At 75.8% G+C, this 16,221-nt stretch carries 13 protein-coding genes, 1 tRNA gene and 1 pseudogene; 11 read left to right on the top strand and 4 right to left on the bottom strand.

Annotated features, from left to right (window positions below; all coding sequences use genetic code 11):
- Nucleotides 1–151 precede the first annotated feature (151 nt).
- Nucleotides 152–607, top strand: a pseudogene (locus tag BIV57_RS26610) (GNAT family N-acetyltransferase); the annotation flags it as partial.
- A gap of 156 nt (nucleotides 608–763) precedes the next feature.
- Nucleotides 764–1,717, top strand: a complete 954-nt coding sequence (locus tag BIV57_RS25875) for an aldo/keto reductase (protein ID WP_071655641.1) — start codon at nucleotides 764–766, stop codon at nucleotides 1,715–1,717.
- A gap of 19 nt (nucleotides 1,718–1,736) precedes the next feature.
- Here the strand turns inward: BIV57_RS25875 and BIV57_RS06175 are convergent, their stop codons facing one another.
- Nucleotides 1,737–2,075: a DUF190 domain-containing protein gene (locus BIV57_RS06175; RefSeq protein ID WP_071655642.1), complete on the bottom strand. Its 339-nt coding sequence runs from the start codon at nucleotides 2,073–2,075 to the stop codon at nucleotides 1,737–1,739.
- A 48-nt stretch (nucleotides 2,076–2,123) separates the two neighbouring features.
- On the opposite strand from BIV57_RS06175, the gene BIV57_RS25870 reads away from it, so the two are divergent.
- The 6 genes from BIV57_RS25870 (at nucleotide 2,124) to BIV57_RS06145 (ending at nucleotide 9,948) form a co-directional block, all read left to right on the top strand.
- The gene (locus BIV57_RS25870) at nucleotides 2,124–2,318 is read left to right on the top strand and encodes a hypothetical protein (protein ID WP_071655631.1); all 195 of its coding nucleotides are present in this window, start codon (nucleotides 2,124–2,126) and stop codon (nucleotides 2,316–2,318) included.
- Between the two features lie 13 nt (nucleotides 2,319–2,331).
- A complete protein-coding gene (locus tag BIV57_RS06165; RefSeq protein WP_079170054.1) occupies nucleotides 2,332–4,452 on the top strand; it encodes a hypothetical protein in 2,121 nt (706 codons plus the stop codon).
- 187 nt (nucleotides 4,453–4,639) lie between these two features.
- Nucleotides 4,640–6,694 carry an NADH:flavin oxidoreductase gene (locus BIV57_RS06160; protein ID WP_071655630.1) on the top strand — a complete coding sequence of 685 codons (2,055 nt, stop codon included), beginning with the start codon at nucleotides 4,640–4,642 and terminating at the stop codon, nucleotides 6,692–6,694.
- Nucleotides 6,695–6,751: 57 nt separating this feature from the next.
- Nucleotides 6,752–8,011: an aromatic ring-hydroxylating oxygenase subunit alpha gene (locus BIV57_RS06155; protein ID WP_071655629.1), complete on the top strand. Its 1,260-nt coding sequence runs from the start codon at nucleotides 6,752–6,754 to the stop codon at nucleotides 8,009–8,011.
- On the top strand, nucleotides 8,008–9,012 hold the full coding sequence (locus BIV57_RS06150) for an FAD-binding oxidoreductase (RefSeq protein WP_079170053.1): 1,005 nt from the start codon (nucleotides 8,008–8,010) through the stop codon (nucleotides 9,010–9,012). The genes BIV57_RS06155 and BIV57_RS06150 overlap by 4 nt, the downstream gene beginning before the upstream one ends.
- Before the next feature lie 24 nt (nucleotides 9,013–9,036).
- Complete coding sequence (locus tag BIV57_RS06145) at nucleotides 9,037–9,948, top strand: LysR family transcriptional regulator (protein ID WP_071655628.1); 912 nt, start codon at nucleotides 9,037–9,039, stop codon at nucleotides 9,946–9,948.
- A 56-nt stretch (nucleotides 9,949–10,004) separates the two neighbouring features.
- Here BIV57_RS06145 and BIV57_RS06140 read toward each other — a convergent pair.
- Nucleotides 10,005–10,092 (bottom strand) — tRNA-Leu (locus tag BIV57_RS06140).
- A 139-nt stretch (nucleotides 10,093–10,231) separates the two neighbouring features.
- Here BIV57_RS06140 and BIV57_RS06135 point away from each other — a divergent pair.
- Both BIV57_RS06135 and BIV57_RS06130 read left to right on the top strand, forming a co-directional pair.
- A complete protein-coding gene (locus BIV57_RS06135; RefSeq protein WP_071655627.1) occupies nucleotides 10,232–11,554 on the top strand; it encodes a M20/M25/M40 family metallo-hydrolase in 1,323 nt (440 codons plus the stop codon).
- 206 nt (nucleotides 11,555–11,760) lie between these two features.
- Nucleotides 11,761–11,994: a chaplin gene (locus BIV57_RS06130; protein ID WP_071655638.1), complete on the top strand. Its 234-nt coding sequence runs from the start codon at nucleotides 11,761–11,763 to the stop codon at nucleotides 11,992–11,994.
- A gap of 87 nt (nucleotides 11,995–12,081) precedes the next feature.
- Here the strand turns inward: BIV57_RS06130 and BIV57_RS06125 are convergent, their stop codons facing one another.
- Nucleotides 12,082–12,267: a DUF5703 family protein gene (locus BIV57_RS06125; protein ID WP_071655626.1), complete on the bottom strand. Its 186-nt coding sequence runs from the start codon at nucleotides 12,265–12,267 to the stop codon at nucleotides 12,082–12,084.
- A 47-nt stretch (nucleotides 12,268–12,314) separates the two neighbouring features.
- On the opposite strand from BIV57_RS06125, the gene BIV57_RS06120 reads away from it, so the two are divergent.
- Nucleotides 12,315–13,049, top strand: coding sequence for a hypothetical protein (locus BIV57_RS06120; RefSeq protein ID WP_071655625.1), 735 nt, complete (start codon nucleotides 12,315–12,317; stop codon nucleotides 13,047–13,049).
- Nucleotides 13,050–13,165: 116 nt separating this feature from the next.
- Here the strand turns inward: BIV57_RS06120 and BIV57_RS06115 are convergent, their stop codons facing one another.
- Nucleotides 13,166–16,141, bottom strand: coding sequence for a helix-hairpin-helix domain-containing protein (locus BIV57_RS06115; RefSeq protein ID WP_079170052.1), 2,976 nt, complete (start codon nucleotides 16,139–16,141; stop codon nucleotides 13,166–13,168).
- Nucleotides 16,142–16,221: the final 80 nt, after the last annotated feature.

The raw sequence follows: 16,221 nt of genomic DNA, 5'->3' as shown, positions 1-16,221 counted from the left end.
ACCCTCCTCCGCCCCGCCCTGGAGCCCTACGCCGGCCCCGACGGCGTCGTCCTGTCCGGAGCAGCCTGGCTGGTGACGGCGACCAGGCCGGAGCCGTAGCGCGTAGCAGGCGGGACGCCTCCGGTGCCGGGCCGGCGCGTGTGCCGTCGCCGTGGGCGGGTCGTACCGTAGGCGGGTGACTGGTGAGGTGCGGGCGGCCGGGTATCGGGTGCGGGGCGGGGGCGTTGGGGATGTGGAGGCGTGTGCGCGGTTGACGGTGGAGCAGTGGGGCGGCGAGCCGGAGGACCGCGCCGCCGCGCTGCGGAGGCTGCTGGGGGACGTGCCCGCGCGGGCCGCGTTCGTGGTCGCGGAGGAGGCCGGCAGCGGCGCGATCGTCGGGTTCGGCAAGGCGCGGGTCTTCGCGCCGCCCCTCGGCGCGCCCGCCGACTGCGCGCCGCCCGGCTGGTACCTCGGCGGCGTCTACGTCGTCCCCGCACACCGCGGCCGCGGCCTCGGCGCCGCCCTCGTCCGCGCCCGCCTGGAGCGGATCGCGGAACGCGCGGACGAGGTCCGCTACTTCACCAACGCGGGCAACGCCGCCTCGCTCGCCGCCCACGCCCCCTTCGGCTTCCGCGAGGAGACCCGCGACTTCAGCTACCCCGGCGTCACCTTCGACCCGCCGCCCGGCATCCTGCTCCGCGCGTCCCTGGTTGCCCCGGCGTTCCCCCGCGGAGCAGACTTCGCCGCACACGGGTCGACCTACACGAAGGGCAGGACACCCACCATGAGCACACTCGGCCACAGCGGCATCGAGGTCTTCCCGCTCGCGCTCGGCGGCAACACCTTCGGCTGGACGAGCGGCGAGGCCGAATCCCGCGACGTCCTCGACGCGTTCACCGCCGCGGGCGGCAACTTCGTCGACACCGCCGACGGCTACTCCGCCTGGGTGGACGGCAACTCCGGCGGCGAGTCGGAGACGATCATCGGCCGCTGGCTCGCCGACCGCGGCAACCGCGACGACGTCGTGCTCGCCACCAAGGTCAGCCAGCACCCCGACTTCCGCGGCCTCGCCGCCGGCACGGTCGCCGCCGCCGCGGACGCCTCCCTCAAGCGGCTCCGCACCGACCGCATCGACCTCTACTACGCCCACTTCGACGACGCCGACACCCCGCTGGAGGAGACCGTCGGCGCGTTCGACGCCCTCGTCAAGGCGGGCAAGATCCGCGCGGTGGGCGTCTCCAACTACACCGGCGAGCGGATCCGCGAGTGGTTCGCCATCGCCCGCCGTGAGGGCTACGACCTCCCGGTCGCGGTGCAGCCGCACTACAACCTCGTCCACCGCGCCGCCTACGAGCGGGACATCGCGCCCGTCGCCGCCGCCGAGGACCTCGCCGTCGTCCCCTACTACGCGCTCGCCTCGGGGTTCCTCACCGGCAAGTACCGCACCCGCGCGGACCTGGAGGGCGCGGCCCGCGGGCGTGCCGCCGCCGGGTACCTCAACGACGCGGGGCTGGGCGTCGTCCAGGTGCTGACGGAGGTCGCCGACGCGCACGGCGCCGCCCCGGCCACCGTCGCCCTCGCCTGGCTGCGGGCCCGTCCCGGCGTCGCCGCGCCGATCGCCAGCGCCCGCACCACCGACCAGCTCCCGGCGCTCGTCGGCTCGGCGACGCTGGAGCTGACGGAGGCGGAGACGGCCGCGCTGGACCGCGCCTCCTACGCGGTCGCGGCCTCCGACTGACCGTCACCGGCCGCGCCGGTCACGGCGTTCTTGGCGTCCTCGGCGGGAGCTCGACGCGCTCCACCGTGGCCAGGCGGCCGGCGAGCAGCGGGGCGAGCCGGGGGAGGAGCGACCGGATCCGCGCCTCGGTGTCGACGAGCACCACGGCGATCGGCAGGTCCTCGGCGAGGTCGAGGAGGCGGGCGGTGTGGATCCGCCCGGAGCGGCCGAACCCCTCGATGCCGTGCAGCACGAACGCGCAGCCGACGCCCTCGTCCCGGGCCCGCTCCAGCAGCGCCCGGTGCAGCGGCCGCCGCCCGAACCGGTCCCACTCGCCGACCAGCACGGTGACCCGCAGCCCCGCGCCCGACCTCCGCACCCGCTCATGGTCCCGCATCCGCCGACCCCGCGGCGATACCGTGGCGGCGTGGACCCCTCGACGGACGGCCGCCGCCCGGTGCCGGGCGCCCTGGTGCTGCTGCGGCACGGCCAGTCCACCGCCAACGCCGAGGTCCGGTTCACCGGTTGGGCCGAGTCGCCGCGGCCGCGCACGCCGTGTCCGCGTCCCCGCCCAGCTCGCGTCCATGCCGTTGCCAACGACCGTGATGGGTGGCTAGCGTGAGCGGGTGTCAGGAGTGGATCGTTTCAATGGGGCCCCGATCGATCGGGAGGCGCTGGTCGCGCGGCACCGCATCGTGCGGTGCGGGTTCGACCGGGAGCTTCCTCTCCAGGTCGGCAACGGCCGCTTCGCGTTCGGTGCGGACGCCACCGGCCTGCAGAGCTTCGTGCCGTTCGCGGTGCTCTCCGACTGGGGCTGGCACTCCGACCCGCTCCCCGCCGGCAAGGCCGTCGCCGACTACCGCGGCACCGACTGGGGCGGCGGCGTCCGGTACTGGACCGGCGACGACGCCGAGCCCGAGCTGCACGACTGGCTGCGCGGCAACCCGCACCGCGTCAACCTCGGCCGGATCGGGATGCGCCTGCTCCGGCCGGACGGCAACGACGCCCGCGAGGCCGACCTCGCCGACACCCACCAGCAACTGGACCTCTGGACGGGCCTGCTGACCAGCCGGTTCACCCTGGGCGGCCACCCCGTCGCCGTCGAGACCGCCTGCCACCCCGACCAGGACGCCCTCGGCGTCCGCATCACCTCGCCGCTGCTCGCCCTCGGCCGGCTGCGGCTCTTCGTCGACTTCCCGTACGCCACCGCCTCCGGCCGCGGCAAGTTCGACGACGCCCCGTACGTCGGCGACTGGGACCACCCCGACCGCCACCGCACCGAACTGCGCCGCCGCGGCCCGGGGGAGGCGGCGATCCGCCACACCCTCGACGCAACCGCCTACGACGTCGCCCTCGCCCTCCCCGCCGACGCCGCCCTCGCCCGCGTCGCCCCCGACCGGCACCGCTACGAGATCACCCCCGCCGGTGGCGAACCCCTCGCCCTCTCCTGCCACTTCGCCCCGCACACCGACACGGCCGCCCCCACTCCCGCCCCCGCCGCCGTCGCCGCGGCCTCCGCGGCCCGGTGGCCCGCCTTCTGGCGGAGCGGCGGCGCCGTCGACCTCTCCGGCTCCGCCGACCCCCGCCGCCACACGCTGGAGCGCCGCATCGTCCGCAGTCAGTACCACCTCGCCGTCAACGGCGCCGGCAGCGCCCCGCCGCAGGAGTCCGGGCTGGTCAACAACGGCTGGTACGGCAAGTTCCACCTGGAGATGTACTGGTGGCACGCCGCCCACCAGGCGCTGTGGAACCGCTGGCCGCTGCTGCGCCGCAGCACCGGCGTCTACCGCCGCCTGCTGGACGCCGCCCGCGCCACCGCCGCCGCCCAGGGCCACCCCGGCGCCCGCTGGCCCAAGATGACGACCGATCACGGCAGCGCCGCCGGCCGCGAGTCGCCCGGCGTCCCCACCGCGCTGCTGCTCTGGCAGCAGCCCCACCCGATCTTCCTCGCCGAGCTCGACCACCGCGCCCACCCCGGCCGCGCGACCCTCGACGCCTGGCGCGAGATCGTCCACGAGACCGCCGCCTTCATGGCCTCCCTCCCGCACCGCGAGCCCGGCGGGCGCCGCTCCCTCGCCCCGCCGCTGGTCTGCTGCAACGAGCGCAACCCGCCGGCCGCCACCGCCAACCCCGCCTTCGAACTCTCCTACTGGCGCTTCGGCCTGCGCATCGCCCAGCTGTGGCGGGAGCGGCTCGGCGAGCCGCGCGACCCCGGCTGGGACGAAGTGCTCGACCGCCTCGCCCCGCTGCCCGTCGAGGACGGCCGCTACGTCCAGTGGGAGGGCGTCGCCGACATGTGGACCGCGCACAACACCAACCACCCCGACCCCGTCGCCGCCTACGGCATGCTTCCCGGCGACGGCGTGGACGTCCCCGCCATGCGCGCCACCGCCGCCGCCGTCCGCGCCTCCTGGCCGGTGGACAACCTCTACAGCTGGGACTTCCCGCTGCTCGCCATGAACGCCGCCCGCCTCGGCGACCCGGAGGCCGCCGTCGACTTCCTCCTGCACGGCAGCTTCGGCTTCGACGACGCCACCGGCCTCCCGCTGAGCGGCAAGGACGGCGTCCCCTCGCCCTACTTCCCCGCCGCCGGCGGCCTGCTCTACGCGGTGGCGATGATGTGCGCCGGCTGGGACGGCCGCGACGGCGCCCCGGACGGAAGCGCCCCGGACGGAGACGCCCCGGACGGAAGCGCCCCCGGCTTCCCGTCCCGCGGCTGGGACGTCCGCTGGGAGAACCTCGCCCCGGCGCCCTGAGCGTCCCGCCCCGCGCTCCTACCAGACCGCGCCCGCCGCGGGAAGCGCCGCGCCGGAGTCGATCGTGAAGGCGGTTCGCAGGGTTCCCTGCGGCAGCGCTTGATTGTCCGCGCGGGGCGGCGGCCCCACCCTGAGGGTGTTCCGACGCGCCCCACCAGACCGCGCCCGAACCCCCCCGAGGAGGGCCATGCCTTCGCGCGCCTTCGACCCGCTGCTCCAGCCGTTCACCCTGAAGAACCTGACGATCCGCAACCGCGTGGTCTCCACCTCCCACGAGCCCGCCTACGGCGAGGACGGCATGCCCAAGGACCGCTACCGCGCCTACCACGTGGAGAAGGCCCGCGGCGGCGTCGGCCTCACCATGGTCGGCGGCTCGGCGGTGGTCTCCCCGGACAGCCCGCCGTCCTTCGGCAACCTCCTGCTCTACCGCGACGAGATCGTCCCCTGGTTCGCCCGCCTCGCCGACGAGGTGCACGCCGCGGGCGCCGCCGTGATGTGCCAGATCACCCATCTCGGCCGCCGCACCAGCAACTTCACCGGCGACTGGCTCCCCGTCCTGTCCGCCTCCCCGCTGCGCGAGCCCGCCCACCGCGCCTTCCCCAAGGAGGCCGAGGAGTGGGACCTGGACCGCATCGTCCGCGACTACGCCGACGCCGCCGCCCGCTGCGAGGCCGCCGGCCTCGACGGCGTCGAGATCGCCTCCTACAGCCACTTCCTGGACAGCTTCGTCACCCCCAGCACCAACCGCCGCGCGGACGCCTACGGCGGCAGCCTGGAGCACCGGCTCGCCTTCCCGCGCCGCGTCATCCGCGCCGTCCGGGCTGCCGTGCGCCCCGAGTTCGTCGTCGGCATCCGGATGATGATGGACGAGAACCGCACCGACGGCGCCGGCCTCGGCCCCGAGGAGACCCTGGAGGCCGCCCGCCGCTACCTCGACGACGGCATCGACCTGCTCTCCGTCATCCGCGGCTCCCTGGAGAACGACGCGGCCCTGGCCCGCACCATCCCCGGCATGGGCACCCCCTCCGCGCCCTTCCTCGACTTCAGCGGCGAGATCCGGCGGCAGCTGGACGTCCCCGTGATGCACGCCGCCCGGATCGCCGACATCGCCACCGCCCGGCACGCCGTCCGCGACGGCCTCCTGGACCTCGTCGGCATGACCCGCGCCCAGATCGCCGACCCCCACCTGGTGCGCAAGACCGCCGCCGGCGACGAGGACCGGGTCCGCCCCTGCGTCGGCGCCAGCTACTGCCTCGACGCGATCTACGACTCCGGCGACGCCAAGTGCGTCCACAACCCGTCCACCGGCCGGGAGCTGACGCTCCCGCACACCGTCGACCCCGCCGCGACGCGGCTGCGCGCGGTGGTCGTCGGCGCCGGCCCCGCCGGCCTGGAGGCCGCCCGCGTCCTCGGCGAGCGCGGCCACCAGGTGGTGCTGCTGGAGGCCGGCGACCGCCCCGGCGGCCAGCTGCTGCTCGCCGCCGCCAACCCCCGCCGCCGCGATCTGCTCGGCATCGCCGACTGGCGCATCGCCGAGTGCAAGCACCTCGGCGTCGACCTGCGCACCGGCGTCCTCGCCGAGGCGGACGACGTCCTCGCCGAGCACCCCGACGTGGTCGTCGTCGCCACCGGCGGGCTGCCCAACCCCGCCGGCGCCGTCCCCGAGGGCGCCGAACTCGCCGCCGACACCTGGGACGTGCTCAGCGGGACGCTCCGCCCCCGCGGCAGCGTCCTGGTCTACGACGACAACGGCGCCCACCCCGCGCTGGACGCCGCCGAGGTGCTCGCCCGGGCCGGCGCAGCCGTCGAGTACGCCACCCCGGAGCGGACCCTGGGCATCGAGGTCGGCAGCATGAACTCGCCCGCCTACCTGCGGGTGTTCGCCGAGCACCGGGTCGGCACCCGCCTCGCCGCCCGCCTCGCCGCCGTCCGCCCGGCCCCCGGCGGGGGCGTCACCGCCGTGCTGCGCAGCGACTACGCCGACACCGAGACGCTCGCCGGCTACGACCACGTCGTCGTCGAGCACGGCACCCTGCCGCAGGCCGACCTCTACTGGGAGCTGCGGGACGGCTCCCGCAACCTGGGCCGCGTCGACCAGCGGGCGCTGCTCGCCGGCGCGCCGCAGCGGGAGGAGCCCAACCCCGCCGGCGGCTACCGGCTGTTCCGCATCGGCGACGCCGTCACCAGCCGCAACATCCATGCCGCGGTGCTCGACGCGCTGCGGCTCTGCCGGGCGATCTGACGATCCTGACGATCCGACCCGGACCCATCTCGCCGAGGCCTCCGAGAGGAGCGCACCGTGACCTCGAACCGCACGGAGTACAGCACCCGGATCCGCGACGCCGTCGCCCACCGGGAGCCGGGCCGCAGCCTCCCCGCCCCCTTTTACACCGACCGGGAGCACTTCGACCTCGACCTCGCCGCCGTCTACGGCCGCAGTTGGGTCTTCGCCGCGCCCGAGGCCGAGATCCCCGAGCCCGGCGACTATCTGACGGTCGACCTCGGCCCCTGGTCGGTGATCGTCGTCCGCGGCGGCGACGGCGAGCCGCGCGCCTTCCACAACGTCTGCCGGCACCGCGGCTCCCGCATCCTCACCGAGGAGCGCGGCTCCACCGGCAACATCGTCTGCGGCTACCACAAGTGGACCTACGGCACCGACGGCGCGCTGCGCCACGCCCCCGCGCAGCCCGCCGGCTTCGACCGGTCGTGCTTCGGGCTGCGCCCCGTCCGGCTGCGCGCCGTCGCCGGCCTGCTCTTCCTCTGCCTCGCCGACCGGACCCCCGAGGACTTCGACGAGGTCGCCGCCCGCATCGAGCCCTACCTGCGGCCGCACCGCCTCGCCGAGGCGCGGGTCGCCGTCCGCAGCGACCTCGTCGAGCACGGCAACTGGAAGCTGGTGATGGAGAACAACCGGGAGTGCTACCACTGCGACGGCCACCCCGAGCTGCTCCGCGCCTACTTCCCGACCTTCGGCTACACCGAGGAGACCGTCCCGCCGCCGCTCCGCCCCGTCTACGAGCGCTCCTGCCGCGCCGACACCGAACTGCGGCAGCGGCTCGACAAGCTGGGCGTGCCGCACGCCCTGATCGAGGAGGCCGACGGCCGCGCCACCGGCTTCCGCGTCCAGCGCAGCGCGCTCGACCTGGCCGGCGAGTCGATGACCCCGGACGGCACCGCCGCCTGCCGGCGCACCCTCGGCGACCTGCCCGACACCCGGCTCGGCGACCTCTCCCTGCACCTCCAGCCCAACACCTGGTTCCACGCCTGCGCCGACCACGCCGTCACCTTCAGCGTCCGGCCGCTCGCCCCCGACCGGACGCTGCTGCGCACCACCTGGCTCGTCCACCCGGACGCCGAGGAGGGCACCGACTACGACCCCGGCACCCTCACCAAGGTCTGGACGGCCACCAACGAGCAGGACGCCGCGCTCGTCGCCCGCGCCCAGCGGGGCGTCGCCGACCCCGCCTACCTGCCCGGCCCCTACGCACCCAACGAGCACCAGGTCGAGGCGTTCTGCGCCTGGTACCTCGACCGCCTCCGAGAGGAGCTGCAGCGATGACGGACACCCTTGCCCTCGCGCCGGCCCCGCAGTCCGGCCCCGTGTTCGACCTCGACCTGAGGTGCGCCGACGTCCTCGACACCGCCCGCGACATGAGGACCTTCCTGCTCGAACCGGCCGACGGCCAGCGGGAGTTGGCGTACTCCCCGGGCCAGTACCTCGACCTCGCCTTCGACCTCGACGGCGAGGAGGTGCACCGCTGCTACACGCTCTCCTCCTCGCCGCTGCGCCCCGGCCCGCTCGCCATCACCGTCCGGCGGGTGCCCGGCGGGCGCGTCTCGCCCTGGCTCCACGACCGGTTCGGGCCGGGCGCGACGGTCCGCGCCCGCGGGCCCCTCGGACGGTTCAGCACCGCAGACCACCCGGCCCCCGCCTACCTCTTCCTCTCCGGCGGGGCCGGCGCCACCCCGATGATCTCCATGACCCGGGCGCTGTTCGACGCGGGCTCGGCGGCCGACGCGGTCTTCGTGCACAGCGCCCGCGGGCCCGAGCACATCCCCTTCCGCCGCGAGCTGGAGCTGATGGCCGCCGCCGCGCCGGCACTGCGCGTCCACCACCTCTGCGAGCCCGAGCTGCTCACCGCGGAGGCCCTCGCGGACCTCGTCCCCGATCTCCCCGCCCGGGAGATCTTCTGCTGCGGCCCCGCCGGCTACATGGCCGCCGTCCGCGCCATGCTCCCGGCCGGCGCCCGCTACCACCAGGAGTCCTTCACGGTCGAGGCGGAACCCGTCGCGGCCGGCGGCTTCGCCGTCCGACTCGCCCGCAGCGGCGTCGACTTCCCCTGCCCACCGGGGACGCCGCTGCTGCGGGCCGCCGCCGCGGCCGGCGTCACGCTCCCCTCCTCCTGCGGCGAGGGGCTCTGCGGCACCTGCGTCACCCCGCTGGTGCAAGGCTCCGTCGAGATGCACCACAACGGCGGCCTCGGCCCCCGCGACGAGGCCGCCGGCCGGATCCTGCTCTGCTGCTCCACGCCCCTGGAGGATCTCGTCCTGGACGCCTGAGCACGGCCCTCGCACACTACGGGCATGATTGATCCTCGGCTCCGGATCCTGCAGATGGTCGCCGAGCACGGCACGGTGACCGCGGCGGCGCGCGCCCTGCACTACACCCCGTCCGCCGTCTCCTACCAACTGCGGCAGCTCGCCGCGGAACTGGGCGTCGAGCTCGTCGTCCACCAGGGCCGCGGCATCCGCCTCACCAACGCGGCGCGCATCCTGCTGCGCCATGTGGAGCGGCTGCAGGAGCAGTGGGAGACCGCCCGCGCCGAACTCGCCACCGCGGGCGCCGAGCCCACCGGGCAGCTGACGCTCTGCGGCTTCTCCACCGCCGCCAGCCGGCTGCTGCCGCCGGCGGCGGCCGCGCTTCGGGACAGCTACCCCCGGCTCTCCGTCCGCATCATCGAGGCGGAGCCGTCCCGCTGCTACGAACTGCTGCTCGCGGAGGACGCCGACCTGGCGCTGGTCGTCGTCACCGTCGACTCGCCGCCGGTGACCGACCGCCGCTTCGACCAGCGCCCGCTGCTGGACGACCCGCTGGACCTGGTGGTGCCGGAGGGGCACCGGCTGATCCGCCAGGAGCGGGTGACGCTGGCGGACGCGGCCGAGGAGCAGTGGATCGTCGGCAAGCCCGGCTCCACCTACTTCCAGCTGGTCCTCACGGCCTGCATCAGCGCCGGCTTCGCCCCGCACATCGCGCACCACGCCGACGAGTGGGACACCGGCACCGCGCTGGTCGCCCACGGCCTCGGCGTCATCCTCGTCCCCCGCCTCGCGCTGCTCCGCGAGGACCTCCCGGTCGTCCGCCTCCCCCTGCACGGCGAGCCCGCCCCGGCCCGCCGCATCCTCGCCGTCACCCGCCTCGGCGCCCGCCCCACCCCGGCCCTCGTCCACGCCGTCGACACCATCACCGCAACGGCGGCCGGCCTGCTGCCGACCTGACCGCCGACCCCCGGCCGCAGAAAGCGGAAGAGCCCCCGATCGGGGGCTCTTCCTGGTGGTGTCCGAGGGGGGACTTGAACCCCCACCCCCTATACGGGGACTAGCACCTCAAGCTAGCGCGTCTGCCTATTCCGCCACCCGGACGAGGTGGTGTGCGCGCAGGCCGCCGGGGCGGCTCCGTTGCGTGCCGGGCAACCATAGCAAAGGGGCGGGGCCGGTACCGAATCCGGGCGGGGCGGGGAGAGGATGGGGGTGCAATGCACCCGTGGCGTGAGGAGATGCCGTGAGCGAACGGTCGGAGCAGGGGGTCCGCGGCGAGGACGAGGTCGTCGACCTGTGCCGTGATCTGATCCGGATCGACACCAGCAACTACGGCAACAACGAGGGGCCCGGGGAGCGGGCCGCCGCCGAGTACGTGGCGGAAAAGCTCGCCGAGGTCGGCCTGGAGCCGGAGATCTTCGAGTCGACGCGGGGGCGGGCCAGCACCATCGCCCGGATCCGCGGCACCGACCCGTCGCGGCCCGCGCTGCTCATCCACGGGCACACCGACGTCGTGCCCGCCAATGCCGACGACTGGACGCACGACCCGTTCTCGGGCGAGGTCGCGGACGGCTGCGTCTGGGGCCGGGGCGCCGTCGACATGAAGGACATGGACGCGATGACGCTCGCCGTCGTCCGCGACCGGCTGCGCAGCGGCCGACTGCCGGAGCGGGACATCGTGCTTGCGTTCCTCGCCGACGAGGAGGCCGGCGGCGTCTACGGCGCGCACCACCTCGTCGACAACCGCCCGGAGCTCTTCGAGGGCGTGACGGAGGCCATCGGCGAGGTGGGCGGCTTCTCGTTCACCGTCAACGAGAACCTGCGGATGTACCTCGTGCAGACCGCCGAGAAGGGCATGCACTGGATGAAGCTCACCGTGGACGGCACCGCCGGCCACGGCTCGATGGTCAACCGGGACAACTCCATCACCGAGCTCACCGAGGCCGTCTCCCGGCTGGGCCGGCACCGCTTCCCGGTGCGGATGACCAAGAGCGTCCGGCTCTTCCTCGACGAGGTCTCGGACGCCTTCGGCATCGAGATCGACCCCGAGGACATGGACGGGGTGCTGGAGCGCCTCGGCGGCGTCGCCCGCCTCGTCGGCGCGACGCTGTCGAACACCGCCCAGCCCACCATGCTCGGCGCCGGCTACAAGGTGAACGTCATCCCCGGCGAGGCCACCGCGCACGTCGACGGGCGGTTCCTGCCGGGCATGGAGAAGGAGTTCCTGGAGGAGCTGGACACCGTGCTCGGCCCGCGCGTCCGCCGCGAGGACGTGCACAAGGACAAGGCCGTGGAGACGGACTTCGACGGCCCGCTGGTGGCCGCGATGCAGTCGGCGCTGGTCGCCGAGGACCCGATCGCCCGCGCCGTGCCCTACTGCCTCTCCGGCGGCACCGACGCCAAGTCCTTCGCCGAGCTGGGCATCCGCTGCTTCGGGTTCGCCCCGCTGCAGCTGCCGCCGGAGCTCGACTTCGCCGGGATGTTCCACGGCGTGGACGAGCGCGTGCCGGTGGACGGGCTCAAGTTCGGCGTCCGCGTGCTCGACCGCTTCCTCGACCAGGCGTGAGCAGGGAACCGCGCGTGACCAGTGATAACTGATGATGCGTCAGTAATGGCACGGGTGTGCGACTTCACCTGATGGTGTGATGAGTGCTCGTCATACGTAGCCCCGATCGCACCCGCTCGTTTCCTCCTGTGCGGGCGGATTGCCGGTGGTGCACCGAGGCACCTCCGGCCCCGTCCGCGCCATCCGAAGAAGGAGGAGTCTGAATGATGGTGAAGAAGGCTGCTGCCGTCGCGGCCGTCGCCGGTGGTCTGGTCGTCGCCGGTGCGGGTGTGGCCTCTGCGAGCTCCGGCGCGCAGGGTGCGGCCGTCGGTTCCCCCGGCGTGCTCTCCGGCAACCTGGTCCAGGTGCCGGTGCACGTTCCGGTGAACGTCTGCGGCAACACCGTGTCGGTGATCGGTCTGCTCAACCCGACCTTCGGCAACACCTGCGTCAACAGCTGACGCACGCGCTGTCGAACTCCAGGCGCACCGCTGCCCCCGGCCCGTTCCCTCGGGCCGGGGGCAGCGGCACGCGCCCGGTCCCACCACTCACAGCGTGCTGCGCTGCCGGATGATCCGGCGGCGCAGCACCACCCTGCGGCTCCCGTCCGGGAAGAGCCGCAGCCGCGCCAGCTCCCAGTGCCCGTACTCGGCGTGGTCGGTCAGCAGTTGGCGCGCCGCGTTGCGCGACACGCCCCGGTGAAGGAACAACTCATGGAATTCGTACTCCGCCATCACAACCATTGTGCGCTGTGAGCCCCCCTACGGATACCGTCTGCACCATGTCTGAAGACGTCCAGCCGGCTGTTGCCGAAGTCCGCGCCGCCGCCGAGGCGCTCAAGGCGGCGCTCGACGCCCATCTCGCCGCCGTCGAGAGCCGCACCGGTGAGAGCGATCCCGCGGTCTACTCCGCCTATGAGGCGCTGGCAGCCGCCGCCGACGCCTACGACGAACTCCTCTACGACGCCTACGACGAGGTGACGCCGTTCGACGTGGTCGCCGAGGGGCATGAGCAGGCCGCGCCGGGCGCGGCGGAGGAACCCGAGGCGATCAGCGTGCTGATCCGCCGCGACTACCTGGTCGCCGAGCCGGAGCGGTTGGTCGCCCAGGCGGCGCGCGTCGTGGAGCGGGACGCGGACGGCGGCGGCGAGCCGCCGGAGACGGTGCACGAGGCGCTGGGCGTGCTCTTCGGGGAGTACGAGCCGGACGAGATCGCCTCGCGCAGCGAGGAGTACGGGCTGGAGGACGGCGACTCCACGCTGTGGGTCGCCGCCGCCGAGCCGAGCGACGCGGGGGAGTGGCTCGCCGAACCGTTCGACGACGCCGACGAGTCGACGGTGATCTGCCGGTTCGACGTCAGCTCGGTCTACGAGGACGACCTGGACGACGAGTTGGACGACGAGATCGAGGTGGAGGTCGTCGACGTGGACGGGACGGCCGAGGACGGGGCAGTCGAGGGCGGGGCGGTCGGGGACGGCGCCTCGGAGGGCGCCGAGGCCGGGCGCCCGTCCGAGTGAAATCCGCCGTGTCGCCGGTGGCGGCGATGGCGGCGGCGTCGGCGGCGGCGCCGGAGGGGATGGAGGCGGGGGGAGGCGGCTGACCGGCCGCCCCGGCCCGCCTCCCGCTTCCCGCCTCAGCCCGCCTCGGCCGCCGCGGCGGCCTCCTCCTCGCGGCGGGCGGCCTCCAGGATCTCCCGCAGCCTGGTCGTCCGCTCCGCGCCGGGCGCGCCGGCGACGGCCTCGCCGAAGGCCGCGCCCGCGCCCTGCACGATCGACAGATGCCGGTCGGCGGACGCCACCGCCGAGTAGACGGTGCGCCGGTTCAGCGCGGCGCCGGCGTCGCCCGGCACCACCAGCACCACGGCCGGCCAGCGCCGGCCGGCCGCCTGCCGCACCGTCAGCGCCCAGCCGTGCGCGAGCCGCTCGGCGGCGTGCGCGCGGGGGACGGCGACGGGCTCGCCGCCTCCCTCGGGCGTCAGCCGCAGCCCGTCGGCGTCCGCGCCGGCGACGGTGCCGTGCAGGTAGCGGCCCGTGACGGGGTCGCGGAGCACGGCCCGGTCGCCCGGGTCGAAGCCGCCGAACGCGCCGGGGCCCGGGTTGAGCCGGGCCTTGAGCGCGGCGTTCAGCTCCCGCGCGCCGGCCGCGCCGGCGGGGGCGGGCGTCAGCACGCGCACCTGGTCGGCCGGGACGTCGAAGGTGCGCGGGATCGAGTCGGCGACGAGCTGGCCGGCGCGGTGCAGCGCCTCCGCGGGGTCCCGTACCGGGACGAGGACCACCTCGCGCCCGGCGGCGTCCGGCTCGGCGAGCTCGCCGACACCGATGCCGGAGAGCAGCTCGCCGATCGGGCCCGGGTCGGGGGTGCGGGAGGCGATGTGCGGGAAGAGGCGGGACGCCAGCAGGTCCGCGAAGACGCGGCCGGGACCGGCGGACTCCAGCCCGGCGGGATCGCCGGAGAGCAGCAGCCGCGCACCGGCCGGGAGCGCCTCGGCGAGGGCGGCGGCGGCCTCGGTGTCCAGCAGCTGGGCGTCGACGACGGCGAGCAGGTCGAGGCCGTCGAGGGGCGCCTCGCCCAACACCACGGCGGCGGCGGCGTGTTCCGCGGGGAGCAGCGCGGCGAGCCGCTCCCGTGCAGCGGCGCCCGGCGCGGCGACGGCGGCCCGCAGCCCGAGCGAGCGGGCGGCGACGACGGCCGCCACCGGCTCCACGCGGGCGGCTTCGCCGCCGGTGTGCAGGGCCAACCCGCCTCCGGCCACCGCCCGCACGACCTCCTGCGCGGAGGCGGACGGAGCCGCCACCGCGACGGCCTCCCAGGCGGCCCGCCACTGCGCGTCGGTGCGCGGCACGCTGATCCCGCGCTGCCCCTGCCTGCGAACCGCCCGGCCGGCATCGGCATCGGCATCGGCCGCACCACCACCGCCCGCTCCGGCCCGCGCCCTGCCGCCGCCGCCACCAGCGCCCGCCCCGCCGCCGCCGCTGTCCGCGTGGTCGGCGTCCGGGGCTGACGCTTCGCTGGCCGCCGCGCGGCTGTCGCCGGCGCTGTGCCGGGCGGTGCCGCCCGCAGCCGACTCGCTGTCCGCGGGGTCGGCGTGGTCGGCGTGGTCGGCGTCCGCGCCCGACGCTTCGCTGGCCGCCGCGCGGCTGTCGCCGGCGCTGTGCCGGGCGGTGCCGCCTGCGGCAGACCTGCCGTCCGACTCACCGTCTGCGGGGTCTGCGTGGTCGTCGCCCCGGGCTGACGCGTCGCCAGCCGCAGCGCGGCTGTCGGCGGCGCCGTGCCGGGCGGTGCCGTCTGCGGCGGACCCGCCGCCTGCGGGGTCGGCGTCCGGGGCTGACGCATCGCCGGCCGCAGCGCGGCCGTCTCCAGCGCCGTCCCGCGTGGTGCCGCCGGCGGCAGACCTGCCGTCCGACTCACCGTCTGCGAGGTCGGCGTGGTCGTCGTCCCGGGCTGACGCGTTGCCAGCCGCCGCGCGGCTGTCGGCGGCGCCGTCCCGCGTGTTGCCGTCTGCGGCGGACCTGCCGTCCGACCCGCCGTCTGCGGGGTCGGCGTGGTCGTCGTCCCGGGCTGACGCGTCGCCAGCCGCAGCGCGGCTGTCGCCGGCGCCGTGCCGCGTGGTGCCGCCTGCGGCGGACCCACCGTCTGCGTGGCCGTCGTCCCGGGCTGACGCGTCGCCGGCCGCCGCGCGGCTGTCGCCGGCGCCGTGCCGGGCCGTGCCGCCCGCGGCCGACTCGCTGTCCGCGGGGTTGCCGGCCGCAGCGGGGCGGCCGTCGTCCGCGTCGGCTGGGCCGTCCGCGTCGGCTGGGCCGTCCGCGTCCGGGGCCGGCGCGTCGTCGGCAGGGGCGTTGACGCCGGGGCCGCCCGGTTCTACCGCGGCGGCCAGCTCCAGGAGCGTCTCGGCGAGGCTCTCCTCGGCGAGGGCGAAGCGTTCCAGGGCGACCAGGATGCGGGTGGGGGGCGCCTCGTCGTCGCCCTCGGGGGCCTCGGCGAAGAGCATCGCCTCGCCCTCGTCGACGGCGTCGCGGATGGCCGCGTCGGGGTCGGGGACGTGGTGCCGCTCCAGGTGGGTGCGGAGCCGGGACGCCTCCGCCGCCGTGTGGCCCTGACGGGCCGCCAGCCGCAGCAGCCAGCGCACCAGCGCCCGCCCGCGCCGCGGGTCGTCCGGACGCGCCTCGGCGGCCAGCAGCGCGCGGGCGAAGGCGTCCGCGCTCTCCGGCTGGACGCCGGGGACGTCCAGGATCGCCCAGGGGTCCTCCCGCAGCGCGCGCACCGCGCCCTCGCCGAGCGCCGCCGCCACCGACGGCTCCAGCTGGGCCGGCGCGCCCCCCGCGGCCAGCAGCTGGGCGAGCGTCTCCCCGTCCGGAGCGGCGACCGGCGTCGGCGTCGGTGCCGATACCGGAGCCGCGGCAGGCGAAGCCGCCGCAGGCGGGGGCGAGGGCCGCCGCGGCGGGGGCGCCGCCGGCGCCTCCTCCTCGTCGTTCAGGTTGTAGCGCGTGCGGCGGACGACGCCGCCCAACTCCCGGATCCGCTCGGCGATCCGGTCGGCTTCGGACGGCGCGGCGCCGCCACGTGGGTCGGAGGTACTCAGCGTCGTGCCCCCAATCTGGTCGTGCTCCATGCGGTCGGCACGACCCTAGCGGCCGCCGCGGACATCCCCGTGCATCCGCCGCGCCGCCTGTGGACGGCCCGGTCACGGCG

It is taken from the genome of Mangrovactinospora gilvigrisea (assembly GCF_001879105.1).
In the GTDB taxonomy this organism is placed as follows: domain Bacteria; phylum Actinomycetota; class Actinomycetes; order Streptomycetales; family Streptomycetaceae; genus Mangrovactinospora; species Mangrovactinospora gilvigrisea.
This window is presented reverse-complemented; position numbering and strand designations above follow the sequence as displayed.

Coding starts and splice junctions, on each gene's coding strand:
- BIV57_RS06145 (WP_071655628.1), top strand. CDS start 9,037: ATGATTGATCCTCGGCTCCGGATCCTGCAGATGGTCGCCGAGCACGGC.
- BIV57_RS06115 (WP_079170052.1), bottom strand. CDS start 16,141: ATGGAGCACGACCAGATTGGGGGCACGACGCTGAGTACCTCCGACCCA.
- BIV57_RS06160 (WP_071655630.1), top strand. CDS start 4,640: ATGCCTTCGCGCGCCTTCGACCCGCTGCTCCAGCCGTTCACCCTGAAG.
- BIV57_RS06150 (WP_079170053.1), top strand. CDS start 8,008: ATGACGGACACCCTTGCCCTCGCGCCGGCCCCGCAGTCCGGCCCCGTG.
- BIV57_RS25875 (WP_071655641.1), top strand. CDS start 764: ATGAGCACACTCGGCCACAGCGGCATCGAGGTCTTCCCGCTCGCGCTC.
- BIV57_RS06120 (WP_071655625.1), top strand. CDS start 12,315: ATGTCTGAAGACGTCCAGCCGGCTGTTGCCGAAGTCCGCGCCGCCGCC.
- BIV57_RS06125 (WP_071655626.1), bottom strand. CDS start 12,267: ATGGCGGAGTACGAATTCCATGAGTTGTTCCTTCACCGGGGCGTGTCG.
- BIV57_RS06130 (WP_071655638.1), top strand. CDS start 11,761: ATGGTGAAGAAGGCTGCTGCCGTCGCGGCCGTCGCCGGTGGTCTGGTC.